The organism is Pseudoalteromonas sp. MEBiC 03485, assembly GCF_004195145.1.
Lineage (GTDB): Bacteria > Pseudomonadota > Gammaproteobacteria > Enterobacterales > Alteromonadaceae > Pseudoalteromonas > Pseudoalteromonas apostichopi.
Window position 1 is genome coordinate 107,260 of the sequence record NZ_SGBT01000001.1, and the last position, 16,440, is coordinate 123,699.

At 41.2% G+C, this 16,440-nt stretch carries 16 protein-coding genes; 5 read left to right on the plus strand and 11 right to left on the minus strand.

Annotation, left to right across the window (positions count from 1 at the left end; all coding sequences use genetic code 11):
• Nucleotides 1–16 precede the first annotated feature (16 nt).
• Nucleotides 17–1,015: a LacI family DNA-binding transcriptional regulator gene (locus EVU92_RS00470; protein ID WP_130049591.1), complete on the plus strand. Its 999-nt coding sequence runs from the start codon at nt 17–19 to the stop codon at nt 1,013–1,015.
• Here EVU92_RS00470 and EVU92_RS00475 read toward each other — a convergent pair.
• Genes EVU92_RS00475 through EVU92_RS00495 form a run of 5 tightly spaced genes read right to left on the minus strand, consistent with a single transcriptional unit; the run spans nt 1,002 to nt 6,544 of the window.
• The gene (locus EVU92_RS00475; RefSeq protein ID WP_130049592.1) at nt 1,002–2,969 is read right to left on the minus strand and encodes a response regulator; all 1,968 of its coding nucleotides are present in this window, start codon (nt 2,967–2,969) and stop codon (nt 1,002–1,004) included. The two genes, EVU92_RS00470 and EVU92_RS00475, sit on opposite strands and share 14 nt — an antisense overlap.
• 50 nt (nt 2,970–3,019) lie before the next feature.
• Nucleotides 3,020–3,481 (minus strand): response regulator, encoded by a 462-nt coding sequence (locus EVU92_RS00480; protein WP_130049593.1) that lies wholly within the window; start codon nt 3,479–3,481, stop codon nt 3,020–3,022.
• A complete protein-coding gene (locus tag EVU92_RS00485) occupies nt 3,481–4,959 on the minus strand; it encodes a sensor histidine kinase (RefSeq protein ID WP_130049594.1) in 1,479 nt (492 codons plus the stop codon). Before EVU92_RS00485 ends, EVU92_RS00480 begins: the two co-directional genes overlap by 1 nt.
• A gap of 22 nt (nt 4,960–4,981) precedes the next feature.
• Complete coding sequence (locus tag EVU92_RS00490) at nt 4,982–5,197, minus strand: histidine kinase (RefSeq protein ID WP_130049595.1); 216 nt, start codon at nt 5,195–5,197, stop codon at nt 4,982–4,984.
• 6 nt (nt 5,198–5,203) lie between these two features.
• A complete protein-coding gene (locus EVU92_RS00495; protein WP_130049596.1) occupies nt 5,204–6,544 on the minus strand; it encodes a sigma-54 dependent transcriptional regulator in 1,341 nt (446 codons plus the stop codon).
• A gap of 216 nt (nt 6,545–6,760) precedes the next feature.
• Between EVU92_RS00495 and EVU92_RS00500 the strand changes: the two genes are divergently transcribed.
• Nucleotides 6,761–7,273, plus strand: a complete 513-nt coding sequence (locus EVU92_RS00500) for an NUDIX domain-containing protein (RefSeq protein ID WP_130049597.1) — start codon at nt 6,761–6,763, stop codon at nt 7,271–7,273.
• 44 nt (nt 7,274–7,317) lie between these two features.
• Here the strand turns inward: EVU92_RS00500 and EVU92_RS00505 are convergent, their stop codons facing one another.
• The 3 genes from EVU92_RS00505 to EVU92_RS00515 are packed head-to-tail and all read right to left on the minus strand — an operon-like array spanning nt 7,318 to nt 9,474.
• Nucleotides 7,318–7,824: a YgjV family protein gene (locus tag EVU92_RS00505; protein ID WP_130049598.1), complete on the minus strand. Its 507-nt coding sequence runs from the start codon at nt 7,822–7,824 to the stop codon at nt 7,318–7,320.
• Nucleotides 7,825–7,873: 49 nt separating this feature from the next.
• Nucleotides 7,874–8,440: a Crp/Fnr family transcriptional regulator gene (locus tag EVU92_RS00510; RefSeq protein WP_130049599.1), complete on the minus strand. Its 567-nt coding sequence runs from the start codon at nt 8,438–8,440 to the stop codon at nt 7,874–7,876.
• Entirely contained in the window at nt 8,437–9,474 is a 1,038-nt protein-coding gene (locus EVU92_RS00515) for a nitronate monooxygenase (RefSeq protein WP_130049600.1), read from the minus strand. The genes EVU92_RS00510 and EVU92_RS00515 overlap by 4 nt, the downstream gene beginning before the upstream one ends.
• A 165-nt stretch (nt 9,475–9,639) precedes the next feature.
• On the opposite strand from EVU92_RS00515, the gene EVU92_RS00520 reads away from it, so the two are divergent.
• Nucleotides 9,640–11,016 carry an NAD-dependent succinate-semialdehyde dehydrogenase gene (locus EVU92_RS00520; RefSeq protein WP_130052196.1) on the plus strand — a complete coding sequence of 459 codons (1,377 nt, stop codon included), beginning with the start codon at nt 9,640–9,642 and terminating at the stop codon, nt 11,014–11,016.
• A gap of 206 nt (nt 11,017–11,222) precedes the next feature.
• Here EVU92_RS00520 and EVU92_RS00525 read toward each other — a convergent pair whose 3' ends face one another.
• The 3 genes from EVU92_RS00525 to EVU92_RS00535 all read right to left on the minus strand — a co-directional run bounded on the left by EVU92_RS00525 (nt 11,223) and on the right by EVU92_RS00535 (nt 13,181).
• Nucleotides 11,223–12,296 (minus strand): endonuclease/exonuclease/phosphatase family protein, encoded by a 1,074-nt coding sequence (locus EVU92_RS00525; protein WP_130049601.1) that lies wholly within the window; start codon nt 12,294–12,296, stop codon nt 11,223–11,225.
• Nucleotides 12,297–12,313: 17 nt separating this feature from the next.
• The gene (locus EVU92_RS00530) at nt 12,314–12,634 is read right to left on the minus strand and encodes a hypothetical protein (protein WP_130049602.1); all 321 of its coding nucleotides are present in this window, start codon (nt 12,632–12,634) and stop codon (nt 12,314–12,316) included.
• Nucleotides 12,635–12,734: 100 nt separating this feature from the next.
• Entirely contained in the window at nt 12,735–13,181 is a 447-nt protein-coding gene (locus EVU92_RS00535) for a hypothetical protein (protein WP_130049603.1), read from the minus strand.
• A gap of 252 nt (nt 13,182–13,433) precedes the next feature.
• On the opposite strand from EVU92_RS00535, the gene rhlP reads away from it, so the two are divergent.
• Nucleotides 13,434–14,246, plus strand: a complete 813-nt coding sequence (gene rhlP, locus EVU92_RS00540; protein ID WP_130049604.1) for a rhombotarget lipoprotein — start codon at nt 13,434–13,436, stop codon at nt 14,244–14,246.
• A gap of 88 nt (nt 14,247–14,334) precedes the next feature.
• A complete protein-coding gene (locus tag EVU92_RS00545; protein WP_130049605.1) occupies nt 14,335–16,392 on the plus strand; it encodes a TonB-dependent receptor in 2,058 nt (685 codons plus the stop codon).
• Nucleotides 16,393–16,440: the final 48 nt, after the last annotated feature.

Consider the following 16,440-nt stretch of genomic DNA (forward strand, 5'->3'; position numbering starts at 1 on the left):
TTTAGTAAGGAATAACATGGCCACCATTTATGAGGTGTCGAAACTTGCAGGTGTTTCCCTTGCAACCGTTTCACGAGTAATGAACAACAATGCAAATGTCAGTGATGCCACCCGTAAAAAGGTCACTGCTGCAATGGATAAACTTGGCTATAGACCTAATTCAATTGCTCAGTCATTGGCATCAAATTGCTCTAACAGTGTTGGCTTATTGGTCTCTGAATTACAAGGTCCATTCTACGGGCCTATGATGAGTGGCATTGAAGATACCTTTCGTAATCAAGGCAAACACCTGATTATTGCTGCAGGTCACAGTGATGAAGAACGCGAAAAACAAGGCATTGAATTTCTGATTAGTCGTAATTGCGATGGTCTTATTTTGCATGTTGAAGCAGTTAGCGACGAGTATCTTATTAAACTCAGTAAAGGTCGAACTCCCTTTGTATTGATCAACCGCTATATCAGTGAACTCAGTGACCGCTGTATTCTGCTTAACAATATCAAAGGTGGTTATTTAGCTGCTAAACATGTTTTAGAGCATGGTCATAAAAAAATTGCCTACATCAGCGGGCCTCTTTGGAAACAAGATGCCAAAGACCGCCTAGAAGGACATAAGCAAGCACTACATGAGTTTAACCTTGAGTTTGATGAAAACTTATTATTCCAAGGTGATTTTATGGAAGAGAGCGGCTATGAAGGATTAAAAGCCCTTCATCAACAAACGCATCCTTTCACTGCTTTGATATGTGCCAATGATGAAATGGCGGTTGGTGCCATGGCAAGTGCTAGAGATTTAGGTTTAACTTTACCTAAGCAATTATCGATTATGGGTTATGATAACGTGTTTTTCACCCGCCATGTTTACCCACAATTGACCACGGTTAACTACCCAATAGATGAAATGGGTCGTATGGCAGCGGACTGGGTGTTAAATCATGTTTATCAAAAACAAACCCCACCGCTACAAACATTATTTGAACCTGAGCTAGTAGTTAGGCATTCAATTAGCTGTCAATAAGCTCTGATAACAAGCCAAGATTAATCGGCTTTAAGAGGACTTGCTCAATCTCAAGAGGTTCGATTTTTTTAGGCTCTGGCTCTGCGCCACTAACAATAACTAACTTTAAGTTAGGGTGGCGCTGTTTAATTTCGCTTGCTAAATCAAGGCCTTCACCATCTGGCAAGTGCATGTCGAGTAAGACTTTATCAAAGTTTTGATCGTCTTTGAGTGTCGCAAGACACGCAACACAGTTTGGTGCTATTACCGTTTCAACACCTAAACTTTCAAGCAATAACTGAGTGATTTGCGCCGCATCACTGTCATCTTCCACCAATAAATAGCGAGTGCTCTGTATGGTCATTTCAGGGCTGTCATCTTGCTCAACCACAGGTTCAGTTTTACCTTCGCAAATATAATGATTTAGCACTTGGTAAAGCAACCCAGCATCAACAGGTTTTGCAATCATATCGTTAAAGCCAAGCGCACTTAATTCTGTTTTCACCCCTTTCATAGTGGCGGCGGTGAGGGCAATAATGGGCCCTTGATAACCCATTTTGCGAAGCTCAATAGTGGCTTCTTTGCCACCCATAACGGGCATATGCAAATCAATAAATACTATATCAAAAGGCTTACCTGCTTGCTCTGCATTAGCTACTTTTTCAATCGCTTGTTTACCGTTTTCTGCATATTCTACTTCTGCGCCAGTACTGGTGATCATATGACCAACCAGATTGCGTAAATCTTTTAGGTCGTCTACCACTAATACCCGCCCACTTGTTTTAAGCGTGGTTAGTTTTTGCTGAAAATCTGGGTTTGAATCAAAGCGAAGTACTTGGCGTTCAATATCTCGAATGTTGCCAGGGTAAATAGAAAGAGTAAACTCTGAGCCCACGCCTTGGGTTGACTCTAGTTCAATACTGCCTTGCATACGGCTCAGTAGTTCTGAACAAATTGCAAGGCCAAGCCCTGCTCCCCCCACATCTCGGGATTCAACATCAGCAATTTGTTCAAATGGCTTAAATATCAATGCTTGTTTTTCTGCTGGAATACCTAAGCCTGTATCTTTAATGCTAAAAAACAGCATTTCACGCTCCTGGACCCAAGCAGTCCAAGCGCGAACGGTAATTTCACCTTGGTTAGTAAACTTAATAGCATTATTAATGATGTTAATTAGAATTTGGCGCAACCGAGTAGCATCGGTATTGATCACTAAAGGTAGTGCCTGTTGTGACTCAAATTTAAGAGTTAAGCCTTTATCAAGCGCTGAGACACGCATTAGAGTATAAACATCAGTCATTAAACTATCTAAATTGACATCACAGCAGTTTAGTTCAAGTTTATCAGCAGCTATTTTTGATAGGTCGAGGACATCATTGAGTAAGCTCAATAAGTGCTTACCATTTCTATAAATCACGCTCAACTCATTTTGGGCATGTAGATTTTTATCGCTGTGCATAAGTAACTCAGTGTAACCCAAGATGGATGACAATGGTGTACGTAACTCATGACTTAAATGTGCCAAGAAGCGGTCTTTAGAGCGGTTTTCTGCTTCGGCTTTTAAGCGCTCTACACGCTCATCTTCAACATCTCGGCGAGCTAAAGCATAACGAATAGCACGGGCAAAGCGGCTAGAGTTCATCTCACTCTTGACAAGATAATCAACCGCACCAGCATCAAGTGCTGCAGAATCGAGAGCTTCATCAGATTGCCCTGTCAGCATAATAATCGGACCGCGAAAACCGTTATCAACGGCCCGTTTCAGCACTTCTAAGCCATCAGAGGCACCTAAGCGATAATCTAACAAACAAATATCATGCTTGTTTTCGCTAAGCACACTAATGGCTTGTTCTGGGCAGCTTAACCACTCAACATCGAATGTATGGGAACCTAATTGTTCTAGGTAGTCGCAGGTGAGAATATAGTCATCTTCATCGTCTTCTACTAAGAGTAATCGGGTTACCTTATCTAACATTCTGGCTCCTTATGCCAATTAGCCTAATTAAGTATTGTCGCTAATCGGAATTAATCGTTTCGTGATGTTGGCAGCTCTACAAATTCTACCCAGTATTTTCCTAGTGTTTGCATCAATTCGACTAAACCTTCAAAAGTAACCGGTTTCGTGATGTATGATGCAGCACCTAAGTCATAGCCTCTAACCATATCTTCTTCTTGTTTTGATGTGGTTAAAATAACAACCGGAATGCCCTTCAAGTTAGGGTTCGCTTTGATTGCTTGGAGCGCTTCTCGACCGTCCATGCGCGGCATATTTAAATCAAGTAAAATCAAGCCCGGACGTGGCGATTTTTCTTTTTCACTAAATTTGCCTTTACGCTCAAGATATTCAAGCAGCTCTACACCATCTTCAACAAAAAATAGCTCGTTCAATACACGGCTTTCGGCCAATGCATCTTGGGTTAATAAACGATCATCTTCGTCGTCGTCAGCCATTAAAATAGTAATTGGTTTAACTTTATTAAGTGGCATTACGCCTCTCCTTGTAGTGTGAAAAGCGATGTTTCCACAGGTAATTTAATTGTAAAGCTTGCACCTTCATTAACGCGACTATTCGCCGTGATTTCTCCACCATGGCGTTCAACGATTCGGCGACAAACTGATAGGCCTATGCCTGTGCCCTTATATTGAGAGCGACCATGCAAACGCTGGAATGGTACAAATATTTTTTCTAGGTACTCTTCAGAAAAGCCAATTCCGTTGTCTGAAATAGTAATTATTTCCCACTCTACCTCTGCATTATGAACTTGACTAAACTCTTTGGTTCGCTGGTAACTAATGTTGATTACAGGCGGCACATTTTCACGCCTAAACTTCACTGCATTAGACAGAATGTTTAAGAATAATTGCAGCATTTGGCTTGGATCAGCTTGAATGTGCGGTAACTTATCGAGATTAACAGTGGTTTCAGATTCATTAACCGCGATTTCAAGATCATCAAGTACTTCTGCAACAACCTCATTTAAGTCAGTATCAGTAAAGTCTTTGCCCCGAGTCGTTACTCGTGAAAATTCAAGCAAATCATTAATTAAATTAGACATTCGCTGGGCTGCGTTTTTCATGCGATTAATATAATCAATGCCTTTTTCACCGAGATCATCTTTGAACATTTTTTCAAGGCGGTCACTAAAAGCTTGAATCTTTCGCAGTGGCTCTTGTAAGTCATGACTTGCAACAAAAGCAAATTCTTCAAGCTCTCGATTTGAGCGGCTTAATTCATCTGAATAGATGGTCAGCTCTTGGGTGCGCTCTGCTACTTTTGCCGCAAGGTTCTCATTTTGATTTTCAAGTTCAGCTCGGTACTTGGCTTGGTTACGCAAATTGATACGTGTTAACAAGAACATACCAATAATTAATAAAGTGCTAGTAACAGCTGTAATTGCAAATGTTAACTTAGCATCGTCTTTTATTTGCGAGAGTTTAGTGAACTGATCTATCTTGAAATTAAGCTCACGCATTTGAATTTCATCAACTGCTAGGCGAATTTCTTTATATAAATCGCGACCTTGGTTAGTTAATAACAAACTACGAGCCTTAACGTCTTTATTGGCTAAAGCCAGATCGGTCGTTTTAGTCATTACCGCAATTTTGTCATTTACTAAGTAAAGAAAACGAGCAATGCGATCTGCCTGACCCGGTATTTCTGAATGCAAACTTTTCACAAGCATTATCTGTGCTTGCATCGAGGCAATTGCATCATTGTAAGGCATTAAGTAATCTTCACGATCAGTGAGTAAATAACCACGTTGACCCGATTCAGCTTGCACCAAAGATAAGTGTAATCGCTCAATTGCTGTATTGAGCGAGTTCGTGTTATCTAGGCTGTTTTGTGTTTCAGTGAGCGAGCGAATACTATCAATAGCTAAAAAAGCGTTAGCCACCACGATACAGAGCACCACGGCAATAAAGCCAGCCCAATTGATCGCTATTTTTCCTTTTTGTTTGTGCATTTACTTCCTAATCTATGAGTGCTTAGTCAGCCCCGTGAGTGTCACTTATTTCTTGTAAGTGCTCACTACACTGCTGGCAATTAGCTATTATTTTATTTAATGCCTCAAGTGCTTTTTGCTTTGGCATATCATTTTCTAATACGAGCTTAACTAACTCTGCATTCATTGAAATACGGTTTAGCGGCGCACGAGCGTCGTGCACCATTTTTCGTAAAGACTCGTTATTATTCATAGCCATCCTTTGTTATTTATATTCGCCAATGCCTCCATAAGCATTTAAACGGTTATAAAGAGTTTTAGTACTGATCCCCAGCATTTGTGCTGCAATCGTCTTATTACCTTGTACTTTATCTAAAGTAGCGTGGATCAACTCTTTTTCAACTTCTTCAATAGTTTGCCCTGCAACAACTTGATTTGCTTGGCTCTCTTTATTCACTTTAGAGAACGGAGACTCTAATGATTCAGGCAAGGTAATAGCTGTGCCTTTAGGGTCACTCATAATAAAAGCCCGATGAATAGCGTGGCGAAGCTCACGCACGTTACCAGGCCAATCATGCCCTTCTAGCTCTTTGATTTGCGCTGCTTGCCATTTAAAGTCGGTGCCGTTTTCTTCATTGAGTTGCTCTAAAAAGGCATTGGCGAGCAGTGGAATATCTTCTTTTCGCTCACGTAGCGGTGGAATATCAATGGGGAATACCGCTAAACGAAAATAAATATCTTCACGAATAACATTGTTTTGCGCAAGGTCGGTTAAGGTGCGGTTGGTAGCAGAAATAACACGGCAATTCACTGCTTGCTCTTTGGTGCCACCCACTCGGGTTACTTTTTTGCTTTCAAGAACGCGTAGTAAGTTTGGTTGCATATCAATCGGCATTTCGGTGACTTCATCTAAAAACAAAGTACCACCAGCAGCTTGTTCAAATACACCCTCTTTGCGCGCAATAGCCCCTGTAAACGCGCCCTTTTCATGACCGAACAATTCGCTACCAATCAGCTCTTTTGAAAATGCACCACAGTTGGTTGCCACTAACGGACCATCACACTCAGTCGCATTATGAATTGCCTGCGCCACCACTTCTTTACCTGCACCACTTTCACCCATCAACATCACATTGGCAGAAGTGGCTGCAACACGCTCAATCATAGTATAAAGCTTCTGCATCACCTCAGATTCACCAATCAGAGTGCCAAAATGACGTTTTATTGCTGGTGTTGCTTTTTTCTTAGGGGCTGATTTTTTCGGGTTGAGTACACGCTCGATATCTTCGCGTTGTAAAGGTTTAACAAGATGCCCTACATTAGGTTCACACATCTCTGCTAGCTTACCTTTTACTGAAGGGTGCCCTGAAATTAATGTGACTCGAGGAGATTGACCTATTGCTTTTAAATGCTCAAGTAAATGAAGGCCGCTGCCATCTGGCAACATGAAGTCTAAAAAGACATGATCAAACGTGTTGTTTTCAAACCATTGCTCCGCTTCTGCCAAATTTGCTGCGGTATTTATATTATGCCCAAGAAACTCCACTATGTGACAAACTACATCGCTAAATTCACTGTCATCATCGACCAAAAGTACGTTCAACATATTCATTTCCTAAGCTTTTTTCATCATTCTACGCAAATTTTTTTCGAAAAGAAAACCAAACACGCTAGATACCTAAATAGTTCTTAATTCCAGTTATATTACCTTATTAGTTTCAATTTGGGGTAAGTATAATGAATTAAATGCTAAAAAAAGGTTATTATGGCGCATTCAATATTAAGCTGAGCTGTACTTGCGTTAATTTAAAGTTGTAATCCCATGAAGCTATTAAGAAAAGTAATTCACCCAAGTTTAAGTAATGACTATGGCACGATATTTATTCGTAACACTGCGCGCGCTATCGTATTAAAGGGTGAACAAATACTACTTTTATATACCGCCCGTTATGATGACTACAGCCTACCAGGTGGTGGAGTTGATGAAGGCGAAAGCATTGAGCAAGGGCTTCACCGAGAATTACATGAAGAAACAGGCGCACAACACATCCAAGTAAACCGACCACTGGGGTTATACGAAGAAATCAGGCCTTGGTACAAAGACGACTTCGACTGTGTTCATATCAAGTCTTATTGCTACTTCTGTGAAATAAGCGATGAATTTGCAGAGCCAAAAATGGAACATTACGAAGTGCAAAATGGCATGCACCCTAAATGGGTAAATATTTTTGATGCCATAGCACATAATGAAACCACTATGGCAATGAGTGATAAACAGGGCTTATCAATTCAGCGCGAGACCTTTTTGTTAAAGCGAATTGCTGACTCGCTTTAGTTTTATTTAAATGGAAAGCATGCTGTAACACTTTGAATATGCATCTATTGACATGTTTTCATCGCTTTTGGAGCGATATAAAAACGCCAAAGTCCTAGTAAATTACTCAATAAAAACACTGCTTCCATTACCACTGCTACTGGCGAGAAAATCATAACATTATGTGTTAACCAACATAGTGTACCTAAGAGCATAAAAAGCCTTAGTAACAAATCTTTACTCTGAAACGAAGCATAAGTCTGAATTAAGGTCGCTGTTAGGGCAATAAAACTCACCCAAGTGTGCCAAGTAAATAGCACTGCGCTTATGCTCAAAAGCATAAATGCAATCATCACCCAAGTTTTGCGCGCAAAAATAAAGTAACCATAACGTAGTGCTGCGATCAGCATTAAACATGCTGCACTTAAGTTATCGAGCAGCATAAAGTGCACAGATGTGAGTAAAACAGAGCTAAACAAACAAGCTAAAATTGCTTGTCTTTGTTTAAACTGAAATGAAGCCAAATCGAGTAATGTGGCAATGGCCACTAAGCATTGAGATAAAATAAACATAACGACTCCTGAAAAATCAGCAGTGTAATGTTCACTGTTTTGCTGCGCCTTAACTTAAGTTAAGACGCCGCCTAATTCGTGATAAAGAAATAGCTGAGATCCCTAAATACATAGCAACTTCGTTTAAACTCAGTTGTTCAAGCCAGTGCGGTTTTTGATCCCGTAAATATTGATAACGCTGCTCTGGCGTATTCAGTAATAAAAATGCTTCTTTTGCTTCTTTAAATAGTAGCTGCTGACTAATCAGGTTATGTTTGATTGCTTGCCAGTCGGCTCTCTCGAGTAAAACTAAAGGCACCTTAATAAGCTCAGCATCACGTATTACTTTAAGTTGGTAAAGCGCAGGGGTTTTAGTTAACCAATTACCATAAAGCAGTGCAAATTCATCTTGAAAGTAAAACTCTTTACACTTTTGCACGCCTTGTGATGATGCATGTAATGCGCCAAGCACCCCAGACACAATTAAGTAACCAGCATCTTGTTCGTCGCCTTGTTGTAATAAAACATCACCTTTAGCGCAACGTTTTATAGAGCATTGCCCAGCTAGCTTGTTACGAAATTCACTGGCAAGCTGATGATAACTATCACCTAGCGGAAGTAACTGGGGATCAGTCAAGATTGCCAACCTTGCATTAATAACGCAGTAATTTGCTCTGCGTTAATACCTTCTCGAACAATAAAGCGCTCACCACACCAAAGCGGTGAAAAACCACTATCGCCTTTGGCTTCGGCTTTTGAGCGTAATGCGGTCATCGCAATCGACGAATAAGGAAAAGGCGGTGCCTGCTCTGGCATTGCACCTAACTCTTGCATGACTCGGTTGCGAACTCCTCGTGCTGGGCGACCTGAAAATAAGGTCGTCAATTCTGTAGAATCTGGCTCGGCCGTTTTTAATACTTCACGATGTAAAGCACTTGTCGTAGCTTCTTCACAAAGTAAGTAAGCACTGCCTACCTGCACTGCAATCACGCCCAAGGCTTGGTACTGTGCTACATCTTCAGAAATACAGATCCCCCCTGCTGCAATAACGGGTATATCAAGCTCTACACACTCTCGTACTAATTGCACAGTAGTGGGTTGCAACGATAAATCCATCGATAAAAAATGCCCACGGTGGCCGCCTGCTTCAATCCCTTGTGCAATAATCGCATCGGCCCCATTTGCTTGTAACCAGCGCGCTTCATCTAACGTTGTGGCTGATGAAAGAACAGTCCCGCCCCACGCTTTGATCTGAGAAACAATATCCTTACTTGGCAGACCAAAATGAAAGCTGACAACAGCGGGCTTATAGGGCGCGATAATATCTATCACTTGTTGATTAATTGGCTGACGAGAAGCATTACGGGTTAATTGTGAGGCATCTACATTTAACTCTTCAAAATAAGGTGCTAGCACCCCATGCCAAGCAGTTTGCTGAGCCAATGTATAGTCAGGTGTCTGATGACAAAAGAAATTAAGGTTATATGGCTTATCAGTATTCAGGCTTATGTAATCAAGTTCTGACTTAAGCTGCTCTATCGAAAGCATAGCACAAGGCAACGATCCAAGCCCCCCGGCTTCACAAACAGCCACAGTCAGCTTAGCATTTTGCACACCCGCCATCGGTGCTTGAATAATTGCAAGTTCAGTATTTAACACAGAATTTGTCATTACGTATTCCTTGTAAGTTTTGCAGCCTGTTGCAGTATTTACATAAAAAGAGAGCGAAGCAAACACAAGATGAAAATAAAGTTATTAAAAAACAAAAGCATAGAGAAATAAAAAACAGGTATTAGCTTTGCAGACTCTCTCCTACAATTTTGTAAGGAGATAATGATGACTGATACTGTTACTACAATCAATCCAGCCAATGAGCAAACTTTAAATACTTATAATCTACTGTCACTTCAACAAGCACAAAGTGAGGTTGAACAATGCCATCAAGCTTTTTTAAAGTGGCGCACAACATCACATGAACACCGTGCAAAATTACTTAATCAACTAGCAGAAGTGATTGAGTCTAATCAGCAAGAAATAGCACAACTGATGACAGATGAAATGGGCAAGTTATATCAACAAGGTCTTCAAGAAGTTGAGCTGTGTGCTGCAATTTGTCGCTACACCGCAGAACAAGGGCCTCAAGTGCTTGCTGATGAAAAGCGAGATATGCAGGACGGTCATGCAATTATTAGTTACCAACCAATTGGTGTGATTTTAGGTATCCAACCTTGGAACTTTCCGCTTTATCAGGTTATTCGATATGCTTGCGCTAATATCATGGCGGGTAATACCACGGTGCTAAAACACGCTGGTAATGTATTTGGCATGGCCGAAAAGATTGAGCAAATGTTTTCACAAGCAGGCTTTGATGATTATTGCTTTAAAAACTTACTGATTGACGGCAAAACTGCAAGCGAGCTAATTGCGCACTCAGCTATTCGTGGGGTGACATTTACTGGCAGCGATGAAACTGGCAAAAAAGTTGCTGAGCAAGCTGGCAAACAAGTGAAAAAAACCGTCCTAGAACTTGGCAGTAATGATGCTTATATCGTACTTGATGATGCCGATTTAAATACTGCCATTAGCGCATGTACACAAGGTCGTTTGATCAACAATGGGCAAACCTGTGTAGCAGCAAAACGGTTTATTGTTGTTGATGCGTTATATGATGATTTTAAAGCCTTAATTAAAGAACAATTTGAGCAAGTTGTGCTTGGCGATCCAAATGATGAAAAGACAACGCTCGGTCCAATGGCTCGCAAAGATCTGCGTGATAAACTGCATCAACAAGTTACAGACTCAGTCAATGCTGGAGCTAATATTATCACCGGTGGCAAGATTGCTGAGCACACCGGCTTTTACTACACCGCTACCCTTCTTGAGAATGTTAAACCAGGAATGCCTGCTTACGATGATGAATTATTTGGCCCTGTCGCATCACTTATCAGAGCAAAAGATAACGCTGAGGCAATGCAAATCGCTAATGACTCTCGCTATGGCCTTGGCGGCGGTATTTTCTCAAAAGACGAACAGGCAGCCATTGAGCTTGCAAAGCAGCACTTTGATACTGGTATGGTCAATATTAACGGCTATGGTCTTGCGCAACCAAACTTGCCATTTGGGGGGGTAAAAGACAGTGGTTATGGCCGTGAACACGGCGGATTTGGGTTACGAGAATTCGTTAATATTAAAACCATTATGGTCAACGATTAAAATAAAAAGGGCTCATATGAGCCCTTTTTTACACCACTTCACTTAATTAAGAGATCAATTTTAAGGTAATAGAAGCTCGTTGATAGCAGGCAAAAATTTAGTTATTTAGTTTTTCTAAGTCAGAAATTTTTCATGTAGGTAACGAGAGGGTTAATCACTCAAAGTTATTAAGTATTATTGCGGGTTGGTATTACACCTAATATTTATTACTCTTTAAACATTGGCACTTGCTGCTTGGACGCAGCAGGCATTTTCAACTCATCAATCGCTTCCTCTTTGTCTATTTGTTCTAGCTGTTTTTGATTAGCTGAGTCTGGGTTATAAACAAGCTCTGTAAGTAGGGCAAAATGGTCAGAGCCATATTTTTCCAAACGCTCTATTCGCTTGACACTGAACTCATTACTATGAAAAAGATGATCAAGTGGCCAACGCATAAAAAAGTAACTTGCATGAAAGGTGTTAAAAAACCCGCGCCCTTTACGTGGGTCCAATAGACCGCTGATACGCATAAACAAACGTGTGCTGCGTGACCAAGCAACATCATTTAAATCACCAGCAACGATACAAGGTCGCAGTCTGTTTTTAAGTGCTTTCGCTAAAATAATGAGTTCAGTATCTCGGGGGCGCGAGCTGTCCTCCTCTGTGGGGCTAGGGGGAGCTGGATGAATAAAGTGCCCTTGTACTTCTACGCCATCGGCATCTTCAAACAAAATATGAATTGAGGGGATATCGCTTTCTATAAGCTCACAAACTTGCTGTTGTTTGATTTTAAACTTGCTGTACAAGTGCATGCCATAACGATTATCTTTTGGGCAGTAAACACGATATGGGTACTCTTGCTCTAAACTGCTCAGTTTATTTTGCCAAGTTTGATCAGACTCTAACGTAATGAGGAAATCAGGTTGGTGCGTTTTAACTAAGCCAATGAGTTTGTCATATTCAGTGTTCGACATCAGGACATTTGCCGACATAATACGAATACTGTGCTTATCGCTTTTATTGCTTGAGGCAACTTCTTTGTTAGCCAGTTTTGTGTAGGGGTAAATCCATCCGACTTGCAAAATCAGCACAATGATACTTGCAACTGCGCAACCAATAAAAAGCCATGAATCAGTGGTGCTAATTAAATAACCTGCCGCAATTAAACTCGCACAAGCAAGGTAAACCACTTGCAAGCGTACAAAATCACAACTGCGAATTAGATAATGTTGGGAGTATGAAAATGGCAAGATTGAGACCACTAGCAGCATGGCCAATAGTGAACTCAATCCATAAGTCATGATCGATGCAAACAAAATTAGCGGCTCAAAATAGAAATAATTTCTCGGGTGTCTTCCACTAAACGCACGACAGTACCGTCGACTTGAATTGAAATTAGACCATCTCTATCTCGTGATTTAATCACTTTACCGCGGCGGTAAATATCACGATCTAGGATATCGCCTTTACGTAATTTTTTTTGCCAACCAGGAGGTAAATCACCACCATTATCAAGTTTTTTTTCAAGGCCCGGCGGGAGACTTTTACCTTTATCTTTATCCTTATCCTTGTCTTTTGCAAGTGCGCCAGCCGTCACTAGGCTTAAACCTATCACTGCAACAGTTAACAATGCTTTCATGCGAGTGTTCCTTCTATTAGTTTCAGTTAAGCGTAGCAAGTTTTTCTGAACTGGATATGAAACAAGCAAAAAAAAAGCCGCTAAGCGGCTTTCGACAGGATTAACGATGGCGAGTGACAATTGATAAAATCTCTCGCGTATCGTGTACTAGATGAATCAGGCGATCGTCGATTTCGATGGCAATAATGCCATTTCGGTCACGACGTTTAATCACTCGACCATGGCGATATATATCACGGTCAAGAATATCACCATGATGATAACGCTTATACCAACCTGGTGGTAAGCCACCACCATGCCCTACTTTTTTGTATAAACCGGGTGGCAAATCACGATAGCTGTAGCGGTCATATCGATCATAGTAGCGATCATGTTTGTCATGATGACAATGCTTGTGGTGTTTCTTATGTTTATGGTGCTTTTTATGCTTTTTACGTTCGTGTTTTTGTTCGTATCTATCATGGTCACGATCATGTTTCGCGTTTGCTTCCATAGGTATCAAACTTAAACCTAAAACGGCAACTGAGATAGTAATTAATTTATTCATAATAGAGACCCTTAACGTTTGCTCTTGGTAAAAAGCCTAACGTTTTAGCCTGAATCATAGATGAAGGGTTACAATTTAAAAACGTAACTATTTACATATCAACACATTAGAAAGCCAATCTTTACATTTCTTTAAACTTCTTTGGCACTATTTATGAAAAACCGGGTCTGAGTTACAGCTCCGTTTGCATCGTTTGTCGTTATATTTACCAACACAAACAAACGCTTCTTCACTACATAATAAGGATAATTTATGATTGTACTAAAATGGTGTTTGATCATTAGCATTACTGCACTAACGGGCTGTAGTGCCATGATGAGTCAATATGGAAATCAAAAAACGCAATCAAGTTCTTTGGTTGAGTACCTTTATCCAGATCAGCAAGACAGAGCTGCCCATCAAGCGACCATCCCAACCTTGAACTTACCTGCCACTGTAGGGATTGCCTTTATCCCTAACAAGTACAATGGTGGCTTGCATCATAGTGACGAAGTGACACTGCTAAACAAAGTTAAAAAGCAGTTTATGCAATATGACTACATAGACCGCATTGAAGTGATCCCAAGCACTTATTTAAAAGGCGGCGAAGGGTTTACCGCATTAGAGCAAGTATCTCGTTTATATGATGTGGATATTATGGCGCTTGTTTCGTACGACCAGGTGTCGCAAAGCTTAGAAAATAACGCTGCATTTTTATATCTAACTATTGTTGGTTTATATGTGATTCCGGGCAATGAAAACTCAGTACAAACCTTTGTAGATACCGCCGTATTTGATGTAAAAAGCCGAAAAATGCTGTTTCGCGCTCCAGGTATTCATAAAGCAGAGCAACGCAGCACAGCTATTGGCATAGATGAAATGGCAAAAGAGCAGTCGCTGGCAAGCTTTAATGGTGCCGTTGATGACATGATCACAAATCTCGATGCTGAATTGGCGCAATTTAAAACCCGCGTAAAAGAAGAAAAAGTAGCCAATGTCACGCACAGAAATGATACTGGCGGCAGTAGCTTGTTTTGGTTAGTTGCAGTACTGGCAGGTTTTGCAGTGCATCGCCGAAGCTCATAACAGACAAAGCTATTAATCGCGAAAGCTTTTACCCATCCTAAAAAGCAGTTACCCTTTGGTTTTTGTTGTACCTAACCAAAGGGTTTTCATGAAGTTGTCGATACTCTCAGTGCTTGTGAGCACCTCATTATTTAATCAACAAGCCTTTGCTAATAATGAACTAGAACATATTACAACTACGGCCTCGCGTAGCGAAGTGTTGTCAGATCCTTTGCCTGTTGTGGTCAGCAGTATTTCACAAAAGCAACTGGCGCTTATCGCTCCAACTCACATTGAACAAGCCCTTAAACAGGTTGCTGGTGCTAATCTTCAACACGGTAACGGCCAAGAGTATTTACCCGCTTTACGTTCGCCTGTACTTTCTGGTGCAGGAGCCTGCGGCGGCTTACTTACCGCTGAAGATGGTATTCCACTTCGCGCAGCTGGTTTTTGCAACATCAATGAATTATTCGAAGCCCACACTGAAATGGCAGAGCGCATCGAAGTACTGAAAGGCCCTGGCTCTGCTCTTTACGGTTCAAACGCAGTACATGGTGTAGTCAACGTGATCACCCCAGATACAACCTATGACCACAACCAACTTGGTTTTGATTACGGATCGTTTGGCTACACCCGCTACAAACTGGGCACTGGCCGTGATTTTGGCCAGCAAGGTTTAGGCATTAATGCCACGATCACCCGAGATACGGGTTACCGTGATGACGAAAGTGTTGACCAAGAAAAGCTATCACTGCGTCACCGTTTTGATGGCGAAAAACTAAGTGTAAGTACAGGCCTAACCTACACTCACTTAGATCAACAAACTGCAGGCTACATAGAAGGCTTTGAAAGTTATAAAGACGAGCAAATAGCACAGTCTAATTTTGATCCAGATGCGTTTCGTAAAGCGCGTTCTTTACGTATTTGGTCAAAACTAAATTGGACACAAGATGAGGCTAACAACTTTACCCTAACACCTTATATCCGCGACCAAAACATGACCTTCTTTAAGCATTTTTTACCGGGTACTCCCCTTGAAGAAAATGCTCAGCAAGGTGTTGGCCTTCAATCAAGCTGGCAGCATAAGTTAACTGGTGCAAGCCTCTTAACAGTTGGCTTTGATGGTGAGCTGACAGATGCTGATTTTTTACAATATCAGGATAGCCCGACTCAAGGCTCAGCGTTTTTAGTCGCCACCGTACCTCAAGGTAAACATTACGATTATCAAGTAACTAGCACCCTATTAGCACCATTTGTTAACCTTGATTGGCAGCTTGATGACTTACTCATCAGCCTTGGTGGTCGATACGAGCGTATGCGCTATGACTACACTAACCATATGTTGGCTGGTCGTACAAAAGAAGATGGCACAGCATGCGCAATGGGCGGGTGCCGTTATTCTCGACCAGAAAGTAGCGTAAATAGCTTTACGAACTTCTCGCCAAAGCTTGGTTTAAGCTATCAATATGCTGATAACCAGTTTATCTACGCCAATGCTTCAGAAGGGTATCGAGCACCGCAAGCGGCAGAGCTTTATCAATTACAACGCGAACAAAATGTTGCAGATCTTAACTCTGAAATAGCTAAAAACCTCGAGCTTGGTTTAAAAGGTCAACAAGCACAGCTGCATTATGTATTTAGCATTTATGCAATGAATAAAAAGAACACCATTTTCCGCGACAGTGATTTTTATTATGTCAACGATGGCCAAACCCAGCATCGTGGTGTTGAGCTTGAATTAGCCTATGCCATTACACCAAGCTTATCGATGCAAATAGCCGCAAGTCATGCCAAACACACATATAGTTATAATCAGTTACTCGGTGGGGTTAATATCAATGGCAATCTCATTGATACTGCACCACGTAACATTGCAAACTTACAGCTACTTTGGCAAGCAAACGATATAACACGTGTTGGACTTGAGCTGCATACCACCAGCAGCTACTTTACTGATCCTGAAAACCAGCATAGTTACGAAGGCCACTCATTAGTTAACTTAAGAGCAGCATTGCAGCTAACACCTAACTTTACCCTTACTGCACGAATAAACAATTTAACCGACGAGCACTATGCTGAGCGCGCAGACTACACCACATTTAGTGGCGACCGCTACTTTCCAGGTAGACCGCGCAACGCCATGATATCAGCAAGCTATCAGTTTTAAGTAACCGTTTTATTTGGTGAGCTATCTCATAGTTCACCCACGCTGTTT